Genomic DNA, 26,349 nt, shown 5'->3' on the forward strand with positions numbered 1-26,349 from the left:
GCATATTAGGCAGCACGTACCCATAAGGGAAGGAAAAGGAAGGATGCGCCAAGTCATTCGTATGGCAGTGCTTTTTGCGTTTGCGGCTCTGGCGGCAGCGCCTGCGCTGGCGCAGCGGAGCGATATCGTCGTCGGGCTTGTGCTCGAACCGCCGCATATGGACCCGACATCGAACGCGGCGGCGGCGATCGACGAGGTGGTGTACGCAAATCTGTTCGAAGGGCTGACCCGATTCGGGCCGGACGGCGATATTCTGCCCGCGCTGGCGCAAAGCTGGGACGTGTCCGAGAACGGGCTGACCTATACCTTCCATCTGACCGAAGGCGTGAGTTTCCATGATGGATCGGCGCTGACGGCGGACGACGTGGTGTTTTCTCTCGATAGGGCGCGGGCCGAGGACTCGGTCAACGCGCAGAAATTCCTGTTTGCCGATATCGAGAGCGTCGAGGCGAGTGACGATCTGACGGTTGCGGTGACGCTAAGCCAGCCGAACGGCAATTTTCCCTTCAATATGGCCTGGGGTGACGCGGTGATCGTGGCGCCCGAGAGCGCGGAAACCAACGCGACCGATCCTGTTGGGACGGGACCGTTCCGGTTCGAGGACTGGCGGCAGGGCGATAGCGTCACTCTGGTGCGCAATGAGGACTATTGGGGCGAGCCGGCGCTGCTGGAGCGCGCGACATTCCGGTTCATTTCCGACCCGACGGCGGCGTTCGCGGCGATGATGGCCGAGGACGTCGATACATTCCCGGTGTTTCCCGCGCCCGAGACGCTGGCGCAACTCGATGCCGATCCGCGGTTCGAGGTCGTTGTGGGGACCACCGAGGGCGAAACGATTCTGGCGATGAACAACCGGCGCGAACCGCTGGATAATGTTCTCGTGCGCGAAGCGATTGCCCATGCCATCGACCGGCAGGCGGTTATCGACGGGGCAATGTTTGGGTATGGCACACCGATCGGGACCCATTTTGCCCCGCACCACCCGGCCTATATCGATCTTACGGAATTGTCGGCATACGATCCCGAGCGCTCGCAGCAATTGCTGATCGAAGCCGGGGTGAGCGGATTGCGGCTGTCGCTGGCGTTGCCGCCGCCGGTCTATGCACGGCGTGGCGGGGAGATCATCGCGGCGCAGTTGCGGGACGTGGGAATCGAGACCGAAATCGTCAATGTGGAATGGGCCCAGTGGCTCGAGCAGGTATTCGGCGAGGGCGATTTCGACCTGACGGTCATTTCGCACACCGAGCCAATGGATATCGAGATCTATGGCCGCGAGGACTATTATTTCGGTTATGGGGCGCCCGAGTTCGTGGCGCTTTGGGACGAATTGACCCGTACGGTCGAGCCGGAAGCGCGCAACGCCTTGCTGGGCGATCTCCAGCGCAATATCTCGGAGAATTTCGTCAACGCCTATATTTTCCAGCTGGCCAAGGCCGGGGTGCAGAATGCCGATCTTGAGGGGTTGTGGGTGAATGCACCGACACAGGCGACCGATCTGACGCAGGTTCGTTGGACGCGGTGACCCAAATCGGGGCGGCGCGATGCTGAATTTCGTTCTGCGCCGCGCCGTTTCGCTGGCCATCAGCCTTCTGGTGGCCAGTGTGGTGATCTTTTTCGTGCTCGAGGTGCTGCCGGGTGATCCGGCGCGCTTCATGCTTGGGCTCAATGCGTCTCCCGAAGCGCTGGCGGCCCTGCGGACACAGCTGGGGCTCGATGCGCCGGTGCTGGTGCGGTACTGGAGTTGGCTGGCCGGGATGGCCAGTGGTGATTTCGGGATCAGCTACACCTATCGCACGCCGGCGATCGAGCTGATCGCGGCGCGGCTGTGGGTCTCCATTCCGTTGGCGGTCTATGCGCTGGTGCTGGCGACGCTGATCGGGATACCGCTGGGCGTTCTGGCGGCAACCAAGCGCAATTCTCCCATTGATGCAGGCACGATGGGTCTGACCCAGATCGGCATTGCGCTGCCGAACTTCTGGTTCGCCATGCTGCTCGTGCTGCTGTTTTCGGTCACGCTGCGCTGGTTTTCATCGGGCGGGTTTCCCGGCTGGGATGATCCGGGCGCGGCGATGATGGCGCTGACCCTGCCGGCAATCGCGCTGGCGCTGCCGCAGGCGGCGATTCTGGCGCGGGTGATGCGCTCGAGCCTGCTCGATACGCTGGACGAGGATTATGTGCGCACGGCGCAGGCCAAGGGGCTGACGCGCAGCCAGGCGCTGTGGCGGCATGCATTTCGCAATGCCCTGATCCCGGTGCTGACCATCATGGGGCTGCAGTTTTCGTTCCTTCTGGCCGGGGCGATCATCATCGAGAATGTCTTTTACCTGCCCGGACTGGGGCGGCTGGCGTTTCAGGCGATCACGGCGCGCGATTTGATCGTCGTGCGCTCGGTGGTGATGATTCTCGTGTTTGCGGTGATCGTCGTGACGTTTGCCGTCGACATCGCCTATGCGGCGGTCGATCCGAGGCTGCGGCGGGGGACGCGATGAGGGTCGGGCTGGGTGTCGGGGCGGTACTGACCGCGATTCTGGCGGCGATGGCGCTGCTTTCGCTGTTCTGGACTCCTTATGACGTGACGCTGATTGCGGTTGGTGAGCGGCTGCTGCCGCCCGGACCCGAGCACTGGCTGGGGACCGATCATTTCGGGCGCGACATGGTGTCGATGATCCTTGTGGGCGCGCAGACCTCGATTGCCGTGGCGCTGGTGGCCGTGGGTCTGGGGATGGCGGTTGGCGTGCCGCTGGGGCTTGCCGCGGCGGCGCGGGCCGGGACGGCGTTCGACGACATCATCATGCGCGGCAACGATTTGGTGTTCGCGTTTCCGGCGCTGATCATCGCCATACTGATCACGGCGGTGTTCGGGCCGGGGGCGATCAACGCGATCATTGCCATCGGGATTTTCAACATTCCGGTTTTTGCGCGGCTGACGCGCGGGGCGGGCATGGGCGTGTGGCAGCGCGAGTTCATCATGGCAGCGCGAGTGGCGGGCAAGGGCCGGGTGCTGATCTCGCTCGAACATGTGCTGCCCAATATCGGCAACATGCTGATCGTTCAGGCCACGATCCAGTTTTCGCTGGCCATACTGGCCGAGGCGGGGCTGGCCTATGTGGGGCTGGGCGCGCAGCCACCCCTGCCGAGCTGGGGACGGATGCTGGCCGAGGCGCAGACGATGATTTCGCTGGCGCCGCATGTGGCGCTGGTGCCGGGGCTGGCGATCGTGTTTTCGGTGCTGGGACTGAACCTGCTTGGCGACGGGCTGCGGGATCTGTTCGATCCGCGATTGGGGAAGGCGGGACGATGAGCCTTCTTGAACTTGAAAAGCTGGGGCTGACGATTGATGGCACGCGGATTCTCGAAGATGTGTCGCTCGAGATCGGGGCGGGCAAGGTTCTGGGGCTGGTGGGCGAATCGGGATCGGGGAAATCGCTGACGGCGCTGTCGATCATGCGGCTGTTGCCGGGCGGAGCGAATCTGACCGGGAAGATCGGGTTGGACGGGCGCGATCTGGTTGCCGCAGGCGAAGGTGAGATGAACGGTCTGCGCGGGCAGGCCATGGGAATGATCTTTCAGGAGCCGATGACGGCGCTCAATCCGCTGATGACCATTGGCGATCAGGTGGCCGAAACGGTACGTGTGCATCGCGGGCTGGGGCGGAGCGAGGCGCGGGGGCTGGCGGCGGAAACGCTCGAACGGGTGGGGCTGCCGGGGGCGATGATTTCGCCCTCGCGCTATCCGCACGAACTCTCCGGCGGGCAGCGCCAGCGGGTGGGGATTGCCATGGCGATTGCTCTGCGGCCCAAGCTGTTGATTGCCGACGAGCCGACCACGGCGCTGGACGTGACGACGCAGGCGCAAATTCTCGATCTGCTGGCAGGGCTGGTGCGTGAGGAGGGCATGGCCCTGATGCTTATCACCCACGATCTGGCCGTGGTGTCGCAGATGGCCGATACGATCGCCGTGCTTCATCAAGGCAGGGTGGTGGAGGCGGGGCCGGCGCGGCGGCTGATCGATGCGCCCGAATCTCCCTACACCCGACAGCTCGTGGCTGCGAGCACGCATGTGCCAACCCGTGTGCGGGGCGCGGTTGGCGAGGTGCTGTTGCGGGTCGAGGGGGCGACACGGGATTATCGGTTGCGGTCGGGACTTTCGATGGGGTCGAAGACGACGTTTCGGGCGCTCGACGGGGTGAGCCTGACCATTGGCCGGGGCGAGAGCGTGGGGCTGGTGGGCGAGAGCGGGAGCGGGAAATCGACGCTGGCGCGGGCGATATTGGGGCTCGAACCGCTCGATGCGGGCCGGGTGGAGTTTGCCGGACGGGTGGTGGAGCGGGCAGGGCGGGCCGCGCGGCTGACGTTGCGCGACATGCAGATGGTGTTTCAGGACCCCTATGGCTCGTTCGATCCGCGTCACAGGGTCGGCCGGCTGGTGGCCGAGCCGTTGCATCTGCTGGGCGACAAAGCGCCCAAGGGGGCGGAGCGGGAGGCGCTGGTGGCGCGGGTCCTCGAATCGGTGGGGATCGAGGCGAGTGCCGCCGATCGGCATATCCACGCGTTTTCGGGCGGACAGCGTCAGCGGATTGCCATTGCGCGGGCGCTGGTCATCGAGCCGGCGCTGATCGTTCTGGACGAGGCTGTGTCGGCACTCGATGTGTCGATCCGGGCGCAGGTGCTCGATCTGCTGGCGGCGATTTCGCAGCGGGTGGCGATAAGCTATCTGTTTATTGCCCATGACCTGCAGGTGGTGCGGGCGATCACCGACCGGGTGCTGGTGATGGAAGGCGGCCGGATCGTCGAGGAGGGGGCAACCGAAAGGGTGCTCGAGGATCCGCAGCAAGACTATACGCGCCAGCTGGTGCGGGCGGCGCCGAAACTGGGCGGGTAGGGCCTTGCTTCGACTGTCGGGCGGCGCTATTGACCAAAGAACAGGGCTGAATGAAAGCACTCAGGGAAGGCGATTGACTATGGATTTTTCGCGCGCGCGCCGGACAATGGTCGACAACCAGTTGCGGACCAGCGGAATCACCGACTGGCGCATTCTGGACGCCATGAACCGCATTCCGCGCGAAAAGTTCGTGCCCGATACGCACACGGCCTTTGCCTATAGCGACGAACCGATTGCGCTTTCGGCGAACCGGACGATGGCCTCGCCGGCCGATTTTGCGCGGCTGGTGCAGCTTGCCGAGATCGGCAGCCAGGACGTGGTGCTCGATGTGGCGTGTGGGACCGGGTATTCGGCGGCGGTGCTTTCGCTTTTGGCCAATGCGGTCGTGGCGCTGGAAAGCGATGAGGTTCTGGCGGGGCGGGCCAACGATATCCTGGCCGATCTCGACATCGGAAACGCCGCGGCCGTGGCCGGCCCGATCGAAAACGGCGTGCCCAGGGAAGCGCCGTTCGATGCGATCATTCTCGAGGGGGCGGTGGACGTGGTGCCGCCGGCGCTGCTCGCCCAATTGCGCGATGGCGGGCGACTGGTGGCGGTGCTGGGGGCCGGGAACGCGGCTGTGGCCAATCTCTACGTCAAGACCGGCAATGATGTGGCGCCGATGCCCAGCTTCAACGCCAGCATTCCGGTTCTGGGGAGTTTTGCGGCGGCGCCGGCCTTCGTGTTCTGAATCTGTCGCGAATCTGTAACCTTGCGGCAATCTTGGTGTGAGATCATCAGCGGAACTGTTACCGACACGCAACGAATGAAAAGTTACCTACCTTAAAGTCCGGTTAGTGCGTTCGTTTGGCGTTGAAAGCGTGGCGGCGCAGCCATAGGTTGGGGCGGCGCTGGAGGCGCTGGGCAATGAAATTTAGTCAAGTTTTGGGTGTAAGCGTCATTGCACTTTTCGGGCTCGTCACGACGGCCCAAGGGCAAAGCCTCACCTCGGCTTTGGCCTATGCGTATGAAAACAATCCCGAGATCGCCAGTTCGTTCCTTTCGGTGAGGGCTGCCCGGCAGGGCATCATTGCGGCAGAGGGGGCGAGGTTGCCCACCATCGGGGCAGAAGGCAGCATCGGAGCCACATCGACCTGGGCTTCGGGCGGTCAGAGCTGGTCGACCAGCGACAGCATCGGCATCGGCTACAACCAAACCCTGTTCGACAACAATGCGACCAGTGCCGCGATCAGCGGCGCCGAGGCGCAGTATGACGCGGCGGTGTATGGCGCCAGGAACACCGAGCAGAACGTGCTGCTCTCGGTCATTCAGGCCTATGTGAATGTCGTGGCCAACCGGCGGATCGTCGAAATCCGGCAGGAAAGCGTCGGTTTCGTCGAGGCGCAGGTGGGATCGGCCCGCGACAGACTGGAGTTGGGCGAAGGGACACAGCTCGAAGTTTCCCAGGCCGAGGCGACACTTGCGCAATCCACCGCGTCCTATCAGGCCGCAATCAACAATCTGCGCAACAGCGAAGCCAACTATCAGCGTTGGGTCGGCCGGGCGCCCGGCAGCCTTTCGGGCGGGTACAGCTATTCGTCGCTTATTCCGGGCTCGCTCGATGCAGCGCTTGCGCGCGCCAATACCGACCATCCCGCGCTGCTGGCTTCTGCGGCCCAGTTGCGCGCCGCGCAGTATGGCTATGAGGAGACGCTGGCGAGCTTCGGGCCCAACCTCTCGGTGACCGGCCAGGTCGGCGCCGGCGGCTTTACCTCGGGCACTGTCGCCAGCCAGGCGAGCATCAGCCTGCGGCTGAGCGTCCCGATCTATACGCCGACCCGCGATCCGTCGGTCGAGCAGGCCAATATCGGGCAGATCCAGACGCAACTCGAAGGGTTTGCGACGCGCGATCAGATCGTTGAGGCGGTGCGTCAGGGGTGGGCTGGTATCCAGGCCGCCACGGCACAGATCGAGGCGGCGACCGCCGCTGTCGCAGCGAGCCGGCTGGCCCTGCAGGCAACGATCGATCAGAACGAACTCGGACAGGCCACAACGCTGGACGTGCTCGATGCGCGGGCCTCGGTGGCCTCGGTCGAGGAAACGCTGATTTCGGCGCAGTCGCAAAGAACAATCGCCGCCTATTCGCTGATTGCCGCCATGGGCACGCTGAGCGCTCAGCACCTGGGGCTGCCGGTTCAGCCGCGGACGGTGGAGGGCGATGTGGTTGTTCCGGCGACCGCGCCAGCGGCGCCTGCCGATGCGTGGGGCAACCTACGCTAGAATACCGATAGTGCTGGTTTTTCGTGGATTACGCCCCCTCGCCGGGGCGTTTCCCTTTTCGTGCGCCGGGCTCTCACGTTAAGGTGCTGTAAAGCGAATCAACGGCTGTGCGCCGTTTTTGCAGGCAGTACGGAGTAGCGGCCAGGGTGGCCGAACGAAATCGGGGCAGATATGAACCAGCCGGCATCAAAAGAACCGACAATGGACGAAATCTTATCGTCGATCCGGCAGATCATTGCCGATGACGATGAGGCTGCAACCCAGAAGATGCCGGTTGCCAAGGCGCCTGGCCCCAAGCCTGTGCCCGCGCCTGCACCCGAACCGGTTCCTATGCCTTCGGCGGCTGAAATCGATCCTTTCAGCGACGATGACGACGATACGGTGACCCCGCTGGCGCTTTCGCCCGAACAGATCGTCGAGCCGGCTGCCGCCGAACCGGAGGCCAAGTCCGAGCCCGAGGCGGTTGAAACGGAAATGCCGTCGGCGGCAAGCCTGGATGCCGCCGCGGAACTGGTGGTGCCCGACGACGTGGCGTTCGAGTTGGACAAGGACGAGGAACCTGCGCCGCAGATGCGCGCCGAGCCCGAACCCGAACCCGAAGCTGTGGCAGATCCGCAGCCAGCGCCCAAGCCCAAGGCCAATTTCGCCCAGGCGGCGCCGATGCCCGACCCTGAATTGAGCAGCGACCTGGCCGACGAGCTGTTGGAGCCGGCGACCAGTGCGGCCGTGAAGAACGCCTTTGCCAAGCTCGGTACGCCCAAGGGGATGCCGGACATGGCCGTAGGGGCCAGCGGGCTGACCATCGAAGCGATGATCCGCGAAATGCTGCGGCCGATGCTCAAGGACTGGCTCGAGGAAAACCTGCCCTCGATGGTGGAACGGCTCATCGCCCAGGAGATCGAGCGCGCATCGCGCGGTTGACTTCGCCGCCCGGCTTGGCTTTAGAGATAAGCACACTATGTCAGAGGCCCGTCCCATAGTCTGGGGCGGGTCGTCGTTCTGGAGCATTTCCGCTTTTCGTTTGCGCGGCCCATCGGGTCCTGGAATGGCGGAATTCCTCCAAGTCTTTGTTATGTCGCGTTTCCGAGCCGGATGGGTAGCCTCCACTTATCCCGGAAACACTCCAGGGGTACCGCACAGATGATCGAAAAGACCTACGAGCCGAGCACGGTCGAAGGGCGAATTTACAGCGCCTGGGAAGAGGCGGGGGCGTTCAAGGCCGGCGCCGGGAGCAAGCCGGGCGCACAGAGCTATTCGGTCGTCATTCCGCCGCCCAATGTGACGGGTTCGCTCCATATCGGTCACGCGCTCAACAACACCATCCAGGACGTGCTGGTGCGTTTCGAGCGCATGCGCGGCAAGAACGTGCTCTGGCAGCCGGGCACCGACCATGCGGGTATTGCGACCCAGATGGTGGTCGAGCGCCGCATGATGGAGCGCCAGGAGCCGGGACGCCGCGAGATCGGGCGCGAAAAGTTCGTTGAAAAGGTCTGGGAGTGGAAGGCCGAGAGCGGGGGGACGATCCTTAACCAGCTCAAGCGGCTCGGTGCGTCGTGCGACTGGTCGCGCGAACGCTTCACCATGGACGAAGGGTTGTCCGAAGCGGTGCTCAAGGTCTTTGTGGAGATGCACCGCAAAGGGCTGATCTATCGCGCCAAGCGGCTGGTCAACTGGGATCCGCAGTTCGAGACGGCGATCTCCGATCTCGAGGTGGAGAACACCGAAGTCAACGGCCATATGTGGCATTTCAAATATCCGCTGGCCGGGGGCGAAACCTACACATATGTGGAAAAGGACGCCGACGGGAACGTGGTGCTCGAGGAAGAGCGCGACTATATCTCGATTGCGACGACCAGGCCGGAAACCATGCTTGGCGATGGCGCCGTGGCGGTGCACCCCGACGATGAGCGCTATGCGCCCATCGTTGGCAAGATGTGCGAAATTCCGGTCGGGCCGAAAGAGCACCGCAGGCTGATCCCGATCATCACCGACGAATATCCCGATCCCGAATTCGGCTCGGGTGCGGTGAAAATCACCGGGGCGCATGATTTCAACGATTATGAAGTCGCCCGGCGCAACCACATTCCCATGTATGCGCTGCTCGACACCAAGGCCAATATGCGGGCTGATGGCGCGCCGTATGTGCAGCAGTCCGAACTGGCGGGCAAGATCGCGCGCGGCGAGATGGATTTCGACGACGCGGTGACTGCGGAAATCAATATCGTGCCCGACGAATATCGCGGCATGGACCGCTATGAGGCCCGCAAGAAGATCGTGGCCGACATCGACGCCGAAGGGCTGATGGTGATGGTCGAGGACAAAAAGATCATGCAGCCGTTCGGGGACCGCTCCAAGGTGGTGATCGAGCCGTTCCTGACCGATCAGTGGTTCGTCATGGCCGACGTTCTGGCGCAGCCGGCCATCGCCTCGGTGCGCGAAGGCCGCACGAAATTCGTACCAAAGAGCTGGGAGAACACCTATTTCGCCTGGATGGAGAACATCCAGCCCTGGTGCATTTCACGCCAGCTGTGGTGGGGTCATCAGATCCCGGCCTGGTACGGACCGGATGGACGGGCATTTGTCGATTATGACGAGGCGGGCGCGGCCAGGGCCGCGGAGGCCCATTACGGCGAACCGGTGGACCTGACGCGTGACGAAGACGTGCTGGACACCTGGTTCTCATCGGGGCTGTGGCCGTTTTCGACCATGGGGTGGCCGCAGCAGACAAAAGAGCTGGAAAGCTACTATCCGACGGCAACGCTGGTGACCGGGTTCGACATCATTTTCTTCTGGGTTGCCAGGATGATGATGCTCGGACTTGAATTTACAGGTGAAGAGCCGTTCTCCACCGTCTATGTGCATGCGCTGGTCCGCGACGAGAAGGGCCAGAAGATGTCCAAGTCGAAAGGCAACGTCATCGATCCGCTCGAACTGGTCGATGCCTATGGGGCGGATGCGACGCGGTTTACGCTGGCGGCGATGGCGGCGCAGGGGCGCGACATCAAGCTGGCCATGAGCCGGGTCGAGGGCTATCGCAACTTCGTCACCAAGCTCTGGAACGCGGCGCGGTTTCTGGAAATGAACGAATGCGTGCGGGTTGACGGGTTCGAGCCGACGAGGCTTTCCGGCGCGCTCAACCAGTGGATCGCCGGAGCGACGGCGCGGGCCGTGGCCAATGTCGAAAAGGCGATCATCGAGTACAAGTTCAACGAAGCGGCCAACCACGCCTATGATTTCGTGTGGGGCACGTTCTGCGACTGGTTCGTGGAACTGGCCAAGCCCACTTTTTCAGGCGCCGATGAAGCGGCCAAGGCCGAGACGCGGGCAACGGCGGCCTGGGCGCTCGATCAGATCCTGAAAATGCTGCATCCGTTCATGCCGTTCGTGACCGAAGAGCTTTGGGCGGAAACCGGCAAGACCGGGCCCAAGCGGGACGGCTATCTGATGCTGGCCGATTGGCCGGTTCTCGATGCGATTTCCTACCCGCAAGCGGGTGCGGAACTGGGCTGGCTGCTCGAGGTGATTTCGGCCATTCGGTCGGTGCGGACGGAAATGAACGTTCCCGCCGGGGCGAAAGTGCCGCTGGTCGTGGTGGGCGCCAGTGCGGAGACGACGGCGCGGATCGAGACGCACCGTGCAGCCATCGAGCGGCTGGCGCGGGTTTCGACCATCGATCCGGTGGATGCCATCCCGGCCAGTTCGGCACAGTTCGTTGTGGGCGAAGCCAGCTGGGGGCTGCCGCTTGCCGATCTTATCGACATTGCGGCGGAGCGTCAGCGGCTCTCCAAGGACGTCAAGAAGCTCGAAGGCGAAATCGGCGGGCTGGAGAAAAAGCTCGGCAATGAGCAGTTTCTGGCCAAGGCGCCCGATGAGGTGATTGACGAGCAGAAGGAGCGGCTGGCCGACGCCAGGGCACGGCGCGAAAAGCTCGAACAGGCGCTCGCTACGCTTTCGTGAGCTAGAGCCAAGGATTTGATTGAATCAAATCCTTGGCTCTAAACCCCTGTTTTGTCGCGTGTCCGAACCGCAAAACCGTTTCCATCCCCGATCGCGTCGAGGACATGCTTTTGCTGGACACGCTCTAATAGGCTGCGCTGTCGCTCAGCGCAGCTCCTCGGCAAGCCCGATAAGGAGCCCTTCAGGCCCCCGGATGTAGCAAAGGCGATAAACGTCTTCATACTGGACGACTTCGCCCACGAGCTGCGCGCCGCGCGTGCGCAGCCTTTCAAGCGTTTCGTCGATGTCGTCCACCGTGAACATGGCGCGCAGATAGCCCAGGGCGTTGACGGGCGCGGTGCGGTGATCGGCAATGACCGTGGGGCGGATGAAGCGCGAGAGTTCGAGCCGGCTGTGGCCGTCGGGCGTGCGCATCATGGCGATCTCCACATGCTGATCGCCCAGCCCGGTCACGCGTCCGGCCCATTCGCCTTCAATCATGGCGCGGCCTTCGAGCTCGAGGCCGAGTTCGGCAAAGAATTCGATCGTCGCCGAGAGATCTTCGACGGCGATGCCTATGTTGTCCATCCGCTTGAGCGCCATTCCATCACTCCTCCCATGTGCCGGGCCAATCTACAGCCTGTTGCCGGATCGGCAAAGGCTTCAGGCGCATCACGCTCTTGTGACAATTTTGCTACATTGCTCACAGACTCGTAGCCGCGCCATGCGCAGTCACGTTTTGCTAAGGGGCCATGCCACAATCTTACCCTAAACCAGCCGGAGAAAGGTTGGCGGTGGGCGGATACGGCGTTCTGGTGCGTGTTGCGCACCGGCCGGTTGTGCCTGCCAAACCCAAGCCCGGCGCGGGAGCATTTTCCCGCCCAACGGGCACGGAGCAGGACACAGATGGTAATCGGCGCGTCCCATTGCAGCGAAACACTCGGCCTTCCGGCATGGAAAAATGTTGCCATCCTGGTGGCAGACATTCGCTCTAATGCCGACACAATGGGCCGATATCATCTGGTCAATCAAACATATGAACTGTCATTGGCAGATCGGCCATGGGCATCTGCAGTTACCCGGTGGGTGGCGCGGGCCCTGAAGGCCGAAACCATAAAAAAACACAGGGTGGCGGCAGGCATACGATCTGCCGTTTGTATCGATACGGTAAGGTTTCCCGGCTCTGCGGCGGGCGCATACGATGGTGTGCGACGGCTTTGCGGCTGGGGCGTGAGAAGGTGTGTAATGCCTATAGTCAGGAGTACTGCGTTCGCTCTGGCTGCGACCTGTTCGGCTCTGCTGTCGCTCGGCACCGTGCTGCCGGCGCAGGCGCAAAGCGCGCTCGATGCCGCCCAGGAACTGGCCCAGATGCTTGATGGCGTGACGGCCACCGAACTGAGCGGGGACAATCTGGTCTCCGCGCTCGAGGGCGCGGCCGATGCCGGCCAGCCCATAGCGCTGTGGCAGCTCGGGACCATGTATGAAACCGGATCGGGGGTTCAGAAAGACCCGGCCAAGGCCTTTCAGTATTTTTCGCGCATTGCCAATGAGAATGCGGATGCGCCGCCAAGCTCGCTCGACGCGGATATCGTGGCGCAGTCCTTCGTCAAGATCGGCGATTACTATCTGCATGGGGTGCCCGATGCCGGCATTCCAGAGGATGCGTCGCGCGGCCAGACGCTGCTGATGCACGCGGCGACCTATTTCGGCGACGCGGATGCGCAGTTTCGGGTGGGCATGCTGTATCTGAGCTCCGAGGGGTTCGGGGTGAACCCGTTGCAGGGTGCGCGCTGGCTGTCGCTGGCGGCCCGAAAGGGGCATCCGGGCGCGCAGGCTCGGCTGGGTGAAATGCTGGTTTTGGGCGACGGTATCGAGGCGCAGCCGGTCGAAGGGCTGATGTGGCTCAATATCGCCTATCGCTCAGCGCTCGGGACGAGCGATGAAGGCTGGATCCGCGAATTGACCGACAGCGCGATGGCCAAGGCCGATCCGGCACAGGCCGAAACCGCGCTGCGGGCGGCCGATACTCTGGGAAGCCAGTTCGCCGATTTCTAGAGCCGTTCAGGATTTGAGTGAATCAAATCCTTGGCTCTAACCCCTTGTTTTGTCGCGTGTCCGAACCGCAAAACCGTTTCCATCCCCGATCGGGTCGAGGACATGCTTTTGCTGGACACGCTCCAGGTTGGGTGATGGCGGCCGGCAAATGGCAATTTTCGACTCGCCCTGACCCAACCTCGCCATACTGCCAAATCTTCAGCTACGCGGCTTTGGCCGAGAGGCCTGCGAGGGTGAAATCGCCTTCGACGGGGACATGGTCCGAGGGCTTGTCCCAGCCACGGGTGTCCTTGTGGATGGTGACGCCGGTGAGCCGGTCGGCGGCCTGGGGCGAGAGCAGCAAATGGTCGATGCGGATGCCGGCGTTGCGGCGCCAGGCGCCGGCCTGGAAATCCCAGAAGGTGAAGACCTGATCGCTGGTCGTGGCGCGCAGGGCGTCGGTCAGACCCAGATTGACGAGGCGGCGCCATTTTTCGAGGCTCTCGGGCCGGAACAGGGCATCGCCCCACCAGGCGGACGGATCGTGGCAATCAAGGCCGGTGGGGATGAGGTTGAAATCGCCCATCAGGATGAAGGGTTCCTCATAGGCCAGGCGCTGCTCGACGAAATCGTGGAGCCGGTCCATCCAGCCAAGCTTGTAGGGGAATTTTTCGGTATCGACCGGGTTTCCGTTGGGCAGGTAGATGTTGCACACGCGCACCACGCCGCCATCTTCAGTGGAAAAGACGCCTTCGATGAGGCGGGACTGGGGGTCTTCGTCATTGCCAGGCAGGCCGCGATGGACTTCATCAAAAGGGAGCTTTGAGAGCAGGGCGACGCCGTTGAAGCTCTTCTGGCCATGAGTCTCGACATTGTAGCCGCGCGATTCGAATTCGGCGCGGGGGAAGTTCTCATCGAGGCATTTGATTTCCTGGAGGCCGACGATGTCGGGTTTTGTCTCGTCGAGCCAGGTGAGGACGGCCGGGAGGCGTGCGTTGATGCCGTTGATGTTCCAGGTAGCTATGCGCATCGGGCCGTCTCGTTGGTTGGTCAGCGATCTGAAAGGGCGAGGCGCAGGCCGAGCAGGCCGAAGCTTGCCGCAAAGCTGCGCCTTATCCATTTGAGCACGTCGGGCCGGGAGATGACATAGTCACGCGCCAGTGCGGCGCAGGCTCCGTACCCCACGAAGGTCACAAAGGTTATCGCCATGAACATTGCCGCATGCAAGAGCAGTGTTGGGGTTGCGTTGGGTGTGTCGAGGGGAACGAACTGGGGCAGGAAGGCCAGAAAGAAGAGGCTGAGCTTGGGGTTGAGGACGTTGATGAGGGCGCCGCTGGTGGCGATTTTGGCCATGGAGGCTGGCGAGCGGTCGGCCTCGAGCCCCATGGCGCCGCCGGAGCGCAGAATCGACCAGGCCATATAAAGCAGATAGGCAACGCCGAGATATTTGAGGGTCTGGAAGGCCACGGCGCTGGCGTGGAAGATGGCGGCCAGACCGACGATAGAGGCAAGAGCGGAGGGGATGATGCCCAGCGTGCAGCCGAAGGCGGCTGCGATAGAGGCTTTGAAACCGCGACCCAAGCCCACGGCCAGCGTGTAAAGCACGCCCGAACCGGGGAGCAGACAGACGACCAGGGCAGTGATCAGGAATTCGGTGCTCATGGCTTACCTCCGCGCGCAGGACGGGCAGAGGTAAGCATTATCGTGCGGCCAAGGCGACCCGAAAAATGCGGAAGGTCAGACCGCGAAGCTGGTGCCGCAGCCGCACGAGGCGACGGCGTTGGGGTTCTTGATCTGGAAGGACTGGCCGATCAGATCGTCGACAAAGTCGATTTCGGCGCCGCCCATGAATTCAAGGCTCATCGAATCGATGTAAACGGTGGCCCCGTCCCGGGAAAGGACCAGATCGTCTTCGGTGGGGGTTTCCTTGACGAAATTGTACTCGTACTGGAAACCCGAACACCCGCCGCCCGCTACGGCGATGCGCAGGACGGTGCCAGGGTCTTCCTTTGACAGGATGCGATTGATCCGCTTGGCGGCGCGCTCTGTCAAAACGACCTCGTTCGGTGATAGTTGGATATCGGTCATGGCGCTGCTGCTTTTGATTGCAAATTCGGTCTCCAACATAAGATCGTAGAGCGACGATGAAAAGGGGCTCTCCCACATGAGTGATATGCATGCGGTTTATGCCGCCGATCCGGCACAGTCGCGGGGGCGGGTCTATCGGCCCTCAGCCAGCCCGACACGCAATGAATTTCAGCGGGACCGGGACCGGATCATCCATTCGACGGCGTTCCGGAGGCTGCAACACAAGACGCAGGTTTTCCTTCATCACGAGGGCCAGCACTTCAGAACCCGGCTGACCCATACGCTCGAAGTGAGCCAGATCGCACGCTCGATCGCGCGGGCGCTGCGACTCAACGAGGATCTGGCCGAGGCCGTGGCGCTTTCGCACGATCTGGGGCATACCCCGTTCGGGCATGCCGGCGAGCGGGTGCTGGCCGATAAAATGGCAGAGCTTGGCGGGTTCGATCACAATATTCAGGCGCTTCGTGTGGTGGGGATGCTGGAGAACCGCTATGCCGACCATGACGGGCTGAACCTGACCTGGGAGACGCTCGAAGGCATCCTCAAGCACAATGGCCCGGTGGTGGGTGCGGCGTCCGAGCACGGGCAGGATATCGGGGCGGCGCTGGCGGACATTCCGGCCAGTGAGGATTTGTTGCCTGAAACCTATGCCAATCTCGAGGCGCAGGTGGCCGCGATTGCCGACGATATTGCCTATAACGCTCACGATATCGACGACGCGGTAAGGGCGGGGCTGGTGGTGATCGACGATCTTGTCGATGTGCCGCTGGTGGGGCCGATCGCGCGTGAAGTCGTCGACATGTGGCCGGGACTGGAGCGGGGGCGCCAGATCCACGAGGTGCAGCGGCGGCTGATCACACGGACCATCGAGGCGGTGATTGCCGAAAGTGCCGAGCGGCTGATCGCGGCGGATCCGCAAAGTGCCGACGACGTGCGGTATGCGGGGCAGGCCCTGATCGGGTTTCCCGCCGAGATGGCGGAGGATGAGACCGAACTCAAGGCTTTCATGTTTGCCAAGGTTTATCGCGACGCGCGCGTCATGGGGCCGGTGCGCGAGAGCGAGGCGGTGGTGGGGCGGCTGTTTGACGCCTATATCGCCGATGGAGACATGCCGGGGCGCTGGGGGCTGGCCCACAGCGCCGCACGTTCGGAGGCGGCGCGGGCGCGGATCGTTTGCGATTTCGTGGCCGGGATGACCGACCCGTTCGCGCTTGACGAACACGCCCGTTTGTTTGACGAAAGACCGGAATTCCGGTAACCCGCCCCCGGCATGCCGATATTGGCGTGAAGGCGGGCTGCAAACACCAGCTTTCTGCGCTTCCGGTGCTCACGTACTGTCTGTACGCTCCGCTCCGGTTCTCGAAAGCTAGCGTTTTCGCCGCACCTTGACGCCAATCTCAACGTGCCGGTCTCAAATTTCAATCATAGGTTTCCTTTCATGGATGTGTTTGCCCTTTTTGAAGGGCGCGTCACCGATGCGCTGATCGCGAGTTTTCCCGAGCTGGCCGACAATCGCGAATTGTTGGGCCGCGTCGTGGTCGAGCCGCCGCGCGATGCCGCCCATGGGGACCTTTCGACCAATGCGGCGATGGTGGTGGCCAAGCCGCTGGGCAAGAACCCGCGCGAAGTCGCCGCGGCAATTTCCGAGCGGTTTTCAGGCGATGCCGATGTGGCTTCGGTCGAGATCGCCGGACCGGGGTTCATCAATTTCCGGCTGCAGCAAAGCGTCTGGCACAAGGTGCTCTCTTCTATTGCCGAACGCGGCGACGATTTCGGACGGGCCGATGTGGGGCAGGGCGAGAAGGTCAATGTCGAATATGTTTCGGCCAATCCGACCGGGCCGATGCATGTGGGCCATACGCGCGGCGCCGTTTATGGCGACGCGCTGGCATCGCTTCTGGCCTATGCAGGCTACCAGGTGTCCAAGGAATATTACATCAACGATGCCGGATCGCAGGTCGATACGCTGGCCCGCTCGGCTTTCCTGCGCTACCGCGAGGCGCTGGGTGAAACGATTGAAATTCCAGCGGGCTTTTATCCGGGCGACTATCTGGTCCCGGTGGGGCAGGCGCTTGTGGAAGAATTCGGCAACTCCTTGTTGGACAAGCCCGAAGAGGCGTGGCTGGCGCCGGTCAAGCAGCATGTGCTGGCCGCAATGCTTGAACTGATCAAGGCCGATCTGAAAAAACTCAATATCGAGCACGACGTGTTCTTTTCCGAAAAGACCCTGCACGGACCAGGGGGCGAGATCGAAAAGACGCTGGCCTGGCTGCGCGAGGAGGGCCTGATCTATGAGGGGCGGCTCGACCCGCCGAAGGGCAAGCTGCCCGACGACTGGGAAGACCGCGAGCAGACGCTGTTTCGCGCCACCCAGTTCGGCGACGACGTGGACCGGGCGCTCGTCAAATCGGATGGCAGCTACACCTATTTTGCAGCCGACATCGCCTATCACCGTAACAAGGTGCTGCGCGGCTTTACGACGTTGATCGACGTTCTGGGCGCCGACCATGCGGGTTATGCCAAGCGCATCGAAGCGGCAGTGAAAGCCGTATCGGGCGGCAAGGCTTCGGCCGACGTGCGGTTCTGCCAGCTGGTCAAGCTGTTGCGGAATGGCGAGCCTGTGAAAATGAGCAAGCGGTCCGGTGACTTGGTGACACTTGCTGATGTTGTGGAAGAAGTCGGTGTGGACGCGACCCGTTTCATGCTGCTGTTCCGGCGCAACGACGCGCCGCTCGATTTCGACTTTGCGCTGGTCAAAGAGCAGAGCAAGGACAATCCGGTTTTTTACGTCCAGTATGCCCATGCGAGGACGTTTTCGATTTTCCGCAATGCGGCGCGCGACCTGCCCGACCTCGATACCTCCGATGCGGCACTGGCCGGAGCCGACCTCTCGTTGCTCGCAACAGGCGATGAAATCGAGTTGATCCGGTTGCTCGGATCCTGGCCGCGGCAGGTTGCGGCGGCGGCGCGGGCGCATGAACCGCATAGACTTGCGTTTTACTTGCACGAGCTTGCCGCGCAGTTCCACGCTTTCTGGGGAAAGGGCAAGGAAGATCCCAGCTTACGCTTTGTTAACGACGATGACCCGAAACTGACACTGGCTCGACTCGCGCTTGTGGATGGCGTGCGCCGGGTTCTCGGCAACGGCCTTGATCTTTTAGGCGTCAGCGCCCCGCAAGAGCTTTCATAATTACGGCGCATTGCTGTGAACAGTTCCGTGGGCATGCTCGCAATCAAGGGCAAGTTAAAGCGAAAGACTTTCGGGGCACTGCTCTATGACCGATACAAAGCACAACCCGGCCACGGCGGGTCAGGACTCCGATGATCTGATTGCGGAACTGGCGCGGCTTGTGGCGCAGGATGCCCGCACGGCCGCGGCGCCGGCCAGCGCCCACAGACCCGCCGAGCCGGAGGTTTCCGCCCAGCCCGAGCCCGAACAGCCCGCTCAGGACGATTTTTACCAGGCCGAGCCCGGTTTCGGCGTGCCCCAGGATGTGCCTTTCGAGGGCGAAGGGGAAACCGAGCCGACGCAGGACGCAGGGCAGAGCGATGCGATGCCGGTTTTCGATTTCGGGTTTGGAACCGCGCAACGGGCCAGTGTGGACACGCAAGAGGTGTCGGGCGACCCGATTGCCGATTTGATCGCCGACGCCGAAGTGGAGACCTACCAGAGCGATTCTTCGCAGGACGATGATTGGGCCAACCACGACGATCCGCTTCCTGCCGAACCCGAGCCTTCATATGAAGACTATGGGCGATCGAGCGCGGCGTTTTCCGATGCGGCACCGGTGCCGCACGAACGCGATCCGATCGGCGATATCGAAGCATTGATCGGGGAGGCGGCGCGGGCCAATTCGGTCGATACCGGACTGCCGGGCGGGCGGCGCGTGAAATCGAGCTTTCTCGATGATTTTGAAACCGATGCCGCCGTGGATGCCGCGGAATCGGCGATACTGGCCGCTGCCGCCGCCACCGGGTCTTCGGTGCGGCGCGTCGAGCCTGCAAACGACCCCGAAGATTGGCTCGTGGCGCCAGCACCCCGTCAGATCGAGGAGCGGCCAGAGCCTGCTGTCGATCCGCAGCCGAGCCAAGAGCAATTTATACCCGATCCACTGTTTGCCTCGCCGGTACCGCCCCCGTCTGAACCGGAAGCGCAAGCGGCGCCAGCCGACTATGCCGACGACGATTACACCGATGAAGCCTATGCCGATGAAGCCTATGCTGAGGAAGAGCCGGCGCCGAGACGCCCGCGCCGCCGGCTTGGCGGATTCGTTTTGCCGGTTGCGGCAGGGGCGGTGATTTTCGCACTGATCGGCGGCGTTTATTTCGCGTTCTTCTCCGGCCCCGGAGAGCCGGGCGAAGCGCCGGTGCTGACCGCCGATGCATCGCCGCTCAAGGAAGATGCGCCGCCGCAGAGCGAGTCGACAGCCAGCGAATCGGTGGTTTTCAGCGAGATCGAGGGCAATGGCGGGTCTCCCGAAGACGAGGCGCTGGTGTCGCGCGACCAGACCAATGGTGCCAGCGGCGCCCAGGTCGCCGAGGTTCTGGCACCCGAGGACGGCGAAACGGCGCTTGCCAATCGTCCGGTGCGTACGGTTACCGTTCGGCCCGACGGCACGATCGTCCAGGCGACCGACAGCGTTGCGGGGTCGAACGTTCTGCCTGTCGAAAGGCCCGATGTGCCTGCTGTTCCCAACAGCACGCTGACCTCCGATCCGATCGGGGAGGCAATTGCGCTGGCCATGGCCGATGGCGAAACAGCAGCGGCGAGCCAAACCGAGGCGCCCGCGGCAGATGCAAGCGAGGCTCTGCCTGAGGCAGCCAGCACCCCTGAAACGGCAGATGAGACCGAAACGGGAGCTGCGGCAACGGCTGAAGATGCCGGTGCGCCGGTGCCGGTCGCGCGGCCGGCCGGACTGACGGCCCAGGATACGACAGCGTCGACGCCCGTTCCCGCATCGGAAGCCCCGGCGACCGAAACGGTTGCCGCTGTCACGCCGACGGAAACAACGCCTGCCCCGGCCGCGGCGGCAGCGACGCCGGCGGCCGATGTCGGTGCGTGGGTGCAATTGTCATCGCAGCGGAGCGAAGCGGATGCGCAGGCCGATATCCCCTCGCTGCAGGCCCGCTATGGTACGCTGTTCAACGGCGCGACGCCCCAGGTCAGCCGGGTCGATCTGGGTGAACGTGGCATCTATTATCGCGTGCGGCTGCCACAGCCGAGCTTCGATCAGGCCAATTCGGTCTGCACGGCGATCCAGGGGCAGGGTGGCGACTGTTTCGTGCTGAACAACTAGGGCATGCCGCGATTCAGATCATGCTGGACTGCAAACGGCCATTTTCTGCGCTTCCGGTGCTCACGTACATAATGTACGCTCCGCTCCGGTTCTCGAAAACGACCATTTTCGCCTCAGCCTGATCTGAATCACAACATACCCTGGGCACCAACGGTTCTCATGGCTTGACTGGGTTGAGGGGAGTGGCAATGCTGCTCTCCTCTTTTTGCTTTTTTGCTTTGCCAGCGGCGGGATATGGCCGAGACTTCTGATCCCTGGTTCGATGCAGTGCCCGAGCGTGCGCAGGCCGATGCCGTGCTGCATGTGGACGTGCGCGGTTATGAAGGTCCGATGGACCTTCTGCTCGACCTTGCCCGCAAGCAGAAGGTGGATCTTTCGGGCATTTCGGTGCTGGCGCTCGCCGAGCAATATCTGGCGTTTATCGAGACTATCCGCCAGCAGCGGATCGAGGTGGCGGCCGATTATCTGGTGATGGCGGCGTGGCTGGCGTATCTGAAAAGCCGGCTGATGGTGCCGCAGCAGACCGATGACGACGAGCCGAGCGGCGAGGAAATGGCGGCATTGCTGCAGTTCCGGCTGGCGAGGCTCGAAGCGATGCGCGATGCCGCGGGGCGGCTGCTCAATCGCGCGCGGCTGGGGCGCGACGTTTTCGCACGCGGGATGCCCGAGCCGGTCTCAATCACGCGGCATGCGCTGTGGGAGGCCGACCTTTATCAATTGCTGCGGGCCTATGCGGCGCAGCGCGAACGCGGTATTCCGGCCGAATATTCGCCCCACCAGCGCACGGTTTGGGGGTTGCAGGAGGCGCGCGAAATCCTGGAGCGGCTGATCGGGCAGAGTTTTGAGTGGGTATCGCTCGATACCTATCTCGCCGAGTATCTGGCGCGACCCGAAGAACGGGCGACGGCGATGGCGTCGAGCTTTACCGCATCGCTGGAACTGGTGCGGCTGGGGCAGGTCGAGTTGCGCCAGCAGGAGGCCTTCGCGCCGCTCCTTATGCGCCGGCGGCAGGGGGAGACGCCGCAATGAGTGCGCTGGAAAACGATGTTTCCGAACTCCATGAGCGCAATCTGCGCATTCTCGAGGCGCTGCTGTTCGCTTCGGCCGAACCGGTCGATCTGCGCGATGTCGCGCCGTTCCTTTCCGATGGGGCCGATGTGGATGCGCTGATCGATGCGTTGCAGGCCCGCTATGCGGGGCGGGGGATCAATCTGGTGCAGCGCGGGTCGAAATGGGCGTTCCGGACGGCGGACGATCTCAATTTCCTGTTGCGGCGGGAGGAAACCGATACGCGCCCGCTGTCGCGGGCGGCGCTGGAGACGCTGGCGATCATTGCCTATCATCAGCCGGTCACGCGGGCGGAAATCGAGGAGGTGCGCGGGGTTTCGATTTCCAAGGGAACGCTGGACGTGCTCATGGAAGCGGGATGGGCGCGGATGCGGGGGCGGCGGCGGACGCCGGGGCGGCCGGTGACCTATGGCACGACCGAGGCGTTTCTGGACCATTTCGGGCTGGAAAGCCTTGGCGATCTGCCCGGGCTCGAGGAACTGAAGGGCGCGGGGCTGCTTTCGAGTCGCGTGCCGCCGAGTTTTTCCGTGCCCATGCCGTTCGACGGGGCGTTGCGCGATGACGAGGATCCACTCGATCCCGACGATCAGGGTGATGCCGAAACCGAGAGCGAAGATTGATCGGCCAGCGGCGCCCCGCGACGATTATGGTCCAACAAGAGCGCACAGCATCCTTGTTTTCGCCGCCAATAATCAATATCTGTGGGCCAGACACATCTGCCGGCCGGCGCCAATGCCGCCGTGCCATTAGGAGGTATTGAAATGAATCCCGGACCCTGGGGACTTCTGGTTATCGCTGTCGTCGTGCTGCTGCTTTTCGGGCGCGGCAAGATTTCGGGCCTGATGGGCGAAGTCGCAGGCGGCATCAAGGCCTTCCGCAAGGGCATGGCCGAAGACGACACGCCTGACGACAAGGCCACGGCCACGATCGACCAGAAGCCCGGTCAGGCTGAGCCCACGCTCAACCAGACCACGGAAGCTGAGACGCGCAAGGACGCCTAAGACGCGTTCTTTCCGCATAGCTTTCAAACGAGGATAGATCAGCATGCTTGGGCTTGGCTGGAGCGAGATGCTCGTTATCGGCATCGTGTTGCTTGTCGTCGTCGGCCCCAAAGACCTGCCGATGATGATGCGCAATGTCGGCCGGATGATGGGTACCGTGCGGCGCATGGGCAATGATTTCCGCCGGGAGATCGACAAGGCCATTGCCGCCGACGAGATCGCCGAGGCCAAGAAGGCTATTTCGGACCCGCTCAAGCAGACCAGCGCCGAGATCAATCGCGAATTCAATTCGATCCGCAATGGCAAGGTTGAGCCGACCGGCAAACTCAAGCCACCCGCTACGGGTGAGGAGAGCGTTGTCGATGCGATCCACGCACAGGCGGGCATCACACCATCGCGGGCCGAACCCTCCGCTGCGTCGGCGGCGTTGCGGGCCAAGGTGAGTGAATCGGTCGCCAAACCGGCCAACGCGGCCACAACCGAGGCCGAGCAACCGGCACCGATTGCCGATGCGCCGGCCAAGACCAAGGTCAAGGCCGCCCCACGCAAAGCGGCGACATCAACGGCCAAAACCTCCGAACCCAAGAGCAAGGCTCCTGCGAAGGCTGCCAAGCCTGCGGCAGCGGCCAAAGCCGCAAAAAAGCCGGCGGCGAAAAAAACCGCCGACGAAAAGCCCGCCGCGCAGCAAAAACCTGCAAGCAAGACCGGCGCAACAAAGACCACGGCCAGAAAAGCGGCACCGGCGCGCAAAAAGGCCGTTGCGGAGACGGGCGGCGATAAATGACCGAGGCACAACAAAAGATCGCGGGATCCGCCCCGCCCAAGGAGGATGACCTCAAGGCCAGCGAGGCGCCGCTGATCGAGCATCTGACCGAGCTGCGCACACGACTGATCTATTCGATCATCGCGCTGGCGGTGCTGTTTATCCTGTGCTTTTTCGTTGCCGACCAGATCTACGGCTTTTTGCTTGGGCCGTTCGTTGCGGCGGCGGGGAGCCCGGAGGCGGTGCGCCTGATCTATACGGCTCCGCAGGAGTTTTTCTTCACCAAGCTGTCGGTGGCGCTGTTTTCCGCCATTTTCCTGGCGTTTCCGATCATCGCTTCGCAGATTTACGCCTTTGTGGCGCCGGGGCTCTACAAGAACGAGCGCCTGGCGTTCCTGCCCTATCTCGTTGCGACGCCGATCTGTTTTCTGGTGGGCGCGGCGCTTGTCTATTATGGCGTGATGCCGCTGGCGCTTGGATTCTTTTTGGGGATGCAGCAGACCGATCCCTCAGGGGTCACCATCGAGATGGTGACGCGGGTCTCGGAATATCTGAGTCTGATCATGACGCTGCTGCTGGCATTCGGGGTATGCTTCCAGTTGCCGGTTATTCTGACGCTGCTGGCGCAGATCGGGCTGATCGGGGTCGACAACCTCAAGGCGTGGCGCAAATACGCGATCGTGGCGATCATCGTGATTGCGGCGTTCCTGACACCACCCGATCCGATTTCGCAGATCGGACTGGCGATCCCCTTGCTGCTGCTCTACGAGCTGTCGGTGTTTGCGGTGCGTATTGTCGAAAAACGGCGGCTGGAGCGTGAGGCTCAACTGGCCAAGGATCTCGAAGACTAAGCGGTCCTTGAGTTTGACGCGCGGCTCGGCTAGGCACTGTCCGTATCTTTCTTTCCAGCGGACCAGCCCAAAATGTTCGACATCAAATGGATCAGTGCAAATCCTGAAGCGTTCGACGCCGCGCTCAAGACGCGCGGGATGGAGCCGGTTTCCGCATCTCTCGTTGCGCTCGACGATGAGCGGCGCGCGGTCGTGGCCGAGCTCAATTCGGTACAGGAAAAGCGCAACGCATCCTCGAAACTGATCGGGCAGGCCAAGGCGCAAAAGGACGAGGCACGGGCGAGTGAATTGATGGCCGAAGTATCGGGCCTGAAAGACAGGCTCGGCGAACTCGAAGCGCGGGAAAAGGCGCTGACCGAGGAGATTCGGGCTGCGCTGTCGGTGATCCCCAATTTGCCAGCCGAGGGCGTGCCGGTGGGTGAAGACGAGGGCGACAATGTTCCCTATTTCCGAGCCAATGAATCCGAAGCGACGCGGCCGGCCAAGCCTAGTCTCGGCTTTGCGCCCAAGGAGCATTACGAACTCGGCGAAGCGATGGGCGGTATGGATTTTGAAACCGCCGCCAAGCTTTCGGGCAGCCGGTTCGTGGTGCTCAAGGGGCAGATCGCACGGCTGGAGCGGGCGATTGGGCAGTTCATGATCGATCTGCATGTGGATCAGCATGGATATACAGAGGTGCAGCCGCCGCTTTTGGTGAAGGATGATGCGCTCTTTGGCACCAACCAGCTTCCGAAATTTGAGGAAGATTTGTTCTTTGCCCCACACGGTGATGGGCGACTGGCGCTCATTCCGACGGCGGAGGTGCCGCTGACCAATTTCGTGCGCGAGTCGATCCTTCCCGAAGACGAACTGCCGTTGCGGTTTACGGCGCTGACGCCCTGTTTCCGGTCGGAAGCGGGGTCGGCGGGGCGCGATACGCGCGGGATGCTGCGCCAGCACCAGTTCAACAAGGTCGAGATGGTGTCGATCACGACGCCGGAGAAATCGGCCGACGAACATGAGCGGATGCTGGCTTGTGCCGAAGAGGTGCTCAAGCGGCTGGGCATCCATTATCGCGTCATGCAGCTTTGTACCGGCGATATGGGGTTCGGGGCGCGGCGGACCTATGACATCGAGGCGTGGCTGCCGGGGCAGGACACTTATCGCGAGATCTCCTCGGTTTCGGTGTGCGGGGATTTCCAGGCGCGGCGCATGGATGCGCGCTATCGTGACGCCAATGGCAAGCCGCAATTCGTGCATACGCTCAACGGATCGGGCGTTGCCGTGGGGCGGGCGCTGATCGCTGTTATGGAAAACTACCAGAACGAAGATGGTTCGGTGACCATTCCCGATGCGCTGCGTCCTTATATGGGCGGGATCGAAAAGATCGGCGGATGAAAGCCAATCCTCGTATCCTTTTGACCAATGATGACGGCATCGACGCGCCGGGGCTCGCCGTACTGCTCGATGTTGCACGCCAACTGTCCAACGATGTGTGGGTGGTGGCGCCGGCAAACAACCAGAGCGGCACCGGGCACCGGATGACGTTCGGCTATGAAATCGAGATCGAGACACGCGGCGAGCGCATCTATTGTCTCGACGGCACGCCGGCTGACTGCGTGGTGGCCGGGATTACCCATGTGCTCAAGGACGGTCGTCCCGATATCGTCCTGTCAGGTGTCAATCGCGGGCAGAACCTTGGCGATATCATGCATTGCTCGGGGACGGCGGCGGGGGCGCGCGAGGGCGCGCTGCATGGTGCCATCGGGATCGCGTTGAGCCAGGCCATGGATTACGACCATGGGCGCGACGAGATCGACTGGGGGCCGGCGGCTGAATTGGGGGCGGAAACGGTGCGGTCCATTCTGGATGTGGCCGGAGCGCGCGACACCTATTTCAACGTCAATTTTCCGATCTGCGCGCCCCACGAGGTGAGCGGCATCAGGCTGGTGCCGCATCAGCGATTCGCGCATTCGCCGTTCGAGCTGTATCCGAGCGACAATCCGGGCAAGCATTTCGTGACGATTCTGAATACGCCCAAACCTCTGGACGCGGGCGCGGATTTCCATATCCTGCATGAAGACAAGGCGATCACGGTGACCCCGCTCATGCTGCAGCAGACCGATATGAATTTCGTCCAGCGCCACGAAGGGCGATTGCCGTTCACGGGTCCTGGGCGGACCTAAACGAGG

The 26,349-nt window shown here is 62.7% G+C and carries 23 protein-coding genes; 19 read left to right on the top strand and 4 right to left on the bottom strand.

Features of this window, described 5'->3' with window-relative positions; translation table 11 throughout:
- Positions 1 to 43 precede the first annotated feature (43 nt).
- From V6617_RS09500 to V6617_RS09535, 8 genes are all read left to right on the top strand, one after another.
- A complete protein-coding gene (locus tag V6617_RS09500) occupies positions 44 to 1,522 on the top strand; it encodes an ABC transporter substrate-binding protein (protein WP_338606747.1) in 1,479 nt (492 codons plus the stop codon).
- Positions 1,523 to 1,541: 19 nt separating this feature from the next.
- Positions 1,542 to 2,489: an ABC transporter permease gene (locus tag V6617_RS09505; RefSeq protein ID WP_338606748.1), complete on the top strand. Its 948-nt coding sequence runs from the start codon at positions 1,542 to 1,544 to the stop codon at positions 2,487 to 2,489.
- Entirely contained in the window at positions 2,486 to 3,301 is an 816-nt protein-coding gene (locus V6617_RS09510; RefSeq protein ID WP_338606749.1) for an ABC transporter permease, read from the top strand. The genes V6617_RS09505 and V6617_RS09510 overlap by 4 nt, the downstream gene beginning before the upstream one ends.
- The gene (locus tag V6617_RS09515; protein ID WP_338606750.1) at positions 3,298 to 4,881 is read left to right on the top strand and encodes a dipeptide ABC transporter ATP-binding protein; all 1,584 of its coding nucleotides are present in this window, start codon (positions 3,298 to 3,300) and stop codon (positions 4,879 to 4,881) included. The genes V6617_RS09510 and V6617_RS09515 overlap by 4 nt, the downstream gene beginning before the upstream one ends.
- Before the next feature lie 79 nt (positions 4,882 to 4,960).
- Positions 4,961 to 5,611, top strand: coding sequence for a protein-L-isoaspartate O-methyltransferase (locus tag V6617_RS09520; RefSeq protein WP_338606751.1), 651 nt, complete (start codon positions 4,961 to 4,963; stop codon positions 5,609 to 5,611).
- A 176-nt stretch (positions 5,612 to 5,787) separates the two neighbouring features.
- The gene (locus V6617_RS09525) at positions 5,788 to 7,140 is read left to right on the top strand and encodes a TolC family protein (protein WP_338606752.1); all 1,353 of its coding nucleotides are present in this window, start codon (positions 5,788 to 5,790) and stop codon (positions 7,138 to 7,140) included.
- A 201-nt stretch (positions 7,141 to 7,341) separates the two neighbouring features.
- Positions 7,342 to 8,061 (top strand): DUF2497 domain-containing protein, encoded by a 720-nt coding sequence (locus V6617_RS09530; protein WP_338606753.1) that lies wholly within the window; start codon positions 7,342 to 7,344, stop codon positions 8,059 to 8,061.
- Positions 8,062 to 8,280: 219 nt separating this feature from the next.
- Complete coding sequence (locus tag V6617_RS09535) at positions 8,281 to 11,097, top strand: valine--tRNA ligase (protein WP_338606754.1); 2,817 nt, start codon at positions 8,281 to 8,283, stop codon at positions 11,095 to 11,097.
- Positions 11,098 to 11,241: 144 nt separating this feature from the next.
- Here V6617_RS09535 and V6617_RS09540 read toward each other — a convergent pair whose 3' ends face one another.
- Positions 11,242 to 11,679 carry a VOC family protein gene (locus V6617_RS09540; RefSeq protein WP_338606755.1) on the bottom strand — a complete coding sequence of 146 codons (438 nt, stop codon included), beginning with the start codon at positions 11,677 to 11,679 and terminating at the stop codon, positions 11,242 to 11,244.
- A gap of 642 nt (positions 11,680 to 12,321) precedes the next feature.
- Between V6617_RS09540 and V6617_RS09545 the strand changes: the two genes are divergently transcribed.
- On the top strand, positions 12,322 to 13,131 hold the full coding sequence (locus tag V6617_RS09545) for a tetratricopeptide repeat protein (protein ID WP_338606756.1): 810 nt from the start codon (positions 12,322 to 12,324) through the stop codon (positions 13,129 to 13,131).
- A 202-nt stretch (positions 13,132 to 13,333) separates the two neighbouring features.
- Here V6617_RS09545 and xth read toward each other — a convergent pair whose 3' ends face one another.
- The 3 genes from xth to erpA all read right to left on the bottom strand — a co-directional run bounded on the left by xth (position 13,334) and on the right by erpA (position 15,198).
- Positions 13,334 to 14,140, bottom strand: coding sequence for an exodeoxyribonuclease III (gene xth / locus V6617_RS09550; RefSeq protein WP_338606757.1), 807 nt, complete (start codon positions 14,138 to 14,140; stop codon positions 13,334 to 13,336).
- A 20-nt stretch (positions 14,141 to 14,160) separates the two neighbouring features.
- A complete protein-coding gene (locus V6617_RS09555) occupies positions 14,161 to 14,772 on the bottom strand; it encodes a LysE family translocator (RefSeq protein ID WP_338606758.1) in 612 nt (203 codons plus the stop codon).
- 75 nt (positions 14,773 to 14,847) lie between these two features.
- The gene (erpA, locus tag V6617_RS09560; protein ID WP_338606759.1) at positions 14,848 to 15,198 is read right to left on the bottom strand and encodes an iron-sulfur cluster insertion protein ErpA; all 351 of its coding nucleotides are present in this window, start codon (positions 15,196 to 15,198) and stop codon (positions 14,848 to 14,850) included.
- Between the two features lie 85 nt (positions 15,199 to 15,283).
- Between erpA and V6617_RS09565 the strand changes: the two genes are divergently transcribed.
- The 10 genes from V6617_RS09565 to surE all read left to right on the top strand — a co-directional run bounded on the left by V6617_RS09565 (position 15,284) and on the right by surE (position 26,343).
- Positions 15,284 to 16,456, top strand: coding sequence for a deoxyguanosinetriphosphate triphosphohydrolase (locus V6617_RS09565; protein WP_338610668.1), 1,173 nt, complete (start codon positions 15,284 to 15,286; stop codon positions 16,454 to 16,456).
- A gap of 180 nt (positions 16,457 to 16,636) precedes the next feature.
- Positions 16,637 to 18,388 (top strand): arginine--tRNA ligase, encoded by a 1,752-nt coding sequence (argS, locus tag V6617_RS09570; protein WP_338606760.1) that lies wholly within the window; start codon positions 16,637 to 16,639, stop codon positions 18,386 to 18,388.
- Positions 18,389 to 18,473: 85 nt separating this feature from the next.
- Entirely contained in the window at positions 18,474 to 20,495 is a 2,022-nt protein-coding gene (locus tag V6617_RS09575) for an SPOR domain-containing protein (protein ID WP_338606761.1), read from the top strand.
- A 234-nt stretch (positions 20,496 to 20,729) separates the two neighbouring features.
- Complete coding sequence (locus V6617_RS09580; RefSeq protein WP_338606762.1) at positions 20,730 to 21,524, top strand: ScpA family protein; 795 nt, start codon at positions 20,730 to 20,732, stop codon at positions 21,522 to 21,524.
- Entirely contained in the window at positions 21,521 to 22,183 is a 663-nt protein-coding gene (scpB, locus tag V6617_RS09585) for an SMC-Scp complex subunit ScpB (RefSeq protein ID WP_338606763.1), read from the top strand. The genes V6617_RS09580 and scpB overlap by 4 nt, the downstream gene beginning before the upstream one ends.
- A gap of 141 nt (positions 22,184 to 22,324) precedes the next feature.
- Positions 22,325 to 22,564: a twin-arginine translocase TatA/TatE family subunit gene (tatA, locus tag V6617_RS09590; RefSeq protein WP_338606764.1), complete on the top strand. Its 240-nt coding sequence runs from the start codon at positions 22,325 to 22,327 to the stop codon at positions 22,562 to 22,564.
- A 43-nt stretch (positions 22,565 to 22,607) separates the two neighbouring features.
- Complete coding sequence (gene tatB / locus V6617_RS09595) at positions 22,608 to 23,348, top strand: Sec-independent protein translocase protein TatB (protein ID WP_338606765.1); 741 nt, start codon at positions 22,608 to 22,610, stop codon at positions 23,346 to 23,348.
- Entirely contained in the window at positions 23,345 to 24,178 is an 834-nt protein-coding gene (gene tatC, locus V6617_RS09600; protein ID WP_338606766.1) for a twin-arginine translocase subunit TatC, read from the top strand. Before tatB ends, tatC begins: the two co-directional genes overlap by 4 nt.
- Positions 24,179 to 24,250: 72 nt before the next feature.
- Positions 24,251 to 25,555: a serine--tRNA ligase gene (gene serS, locus V6617_RS09605; RefSeq protein WP_338606767.1), complete on the top strand. Its 1,305-nt coding sequence runs from the start codon at positions 24,251 to 24,253 to the stop codon at positions 25,553 to 25,555.
- Entirely contained in the window at positions 25,552 to 26,343 is a 792-nt protein-coding gene (surE, locus tag V6617_RS09610) for a 5'/3'-nucleotidase SurE (RefSeq protein WP_338606768.1), read from the top strand. Before serS ends, surE begins: the two co-directional genes overlap by 4 nt.
- Positions 26,344 to 26,349 lie beyond the last annotated feature (6 nt).

The sequence above is a fragment of the Pelagibacterium nitratireducens genome, from assembly GCF_037044555.1.
Classification (GTDB): domain Bacteria; phylum Pseudomonadota; class Alphaproteobacteria; order Rhizobiales; family Devosiaceae; genus Pelagibacterium; species Pelagibacterium nitratireducens.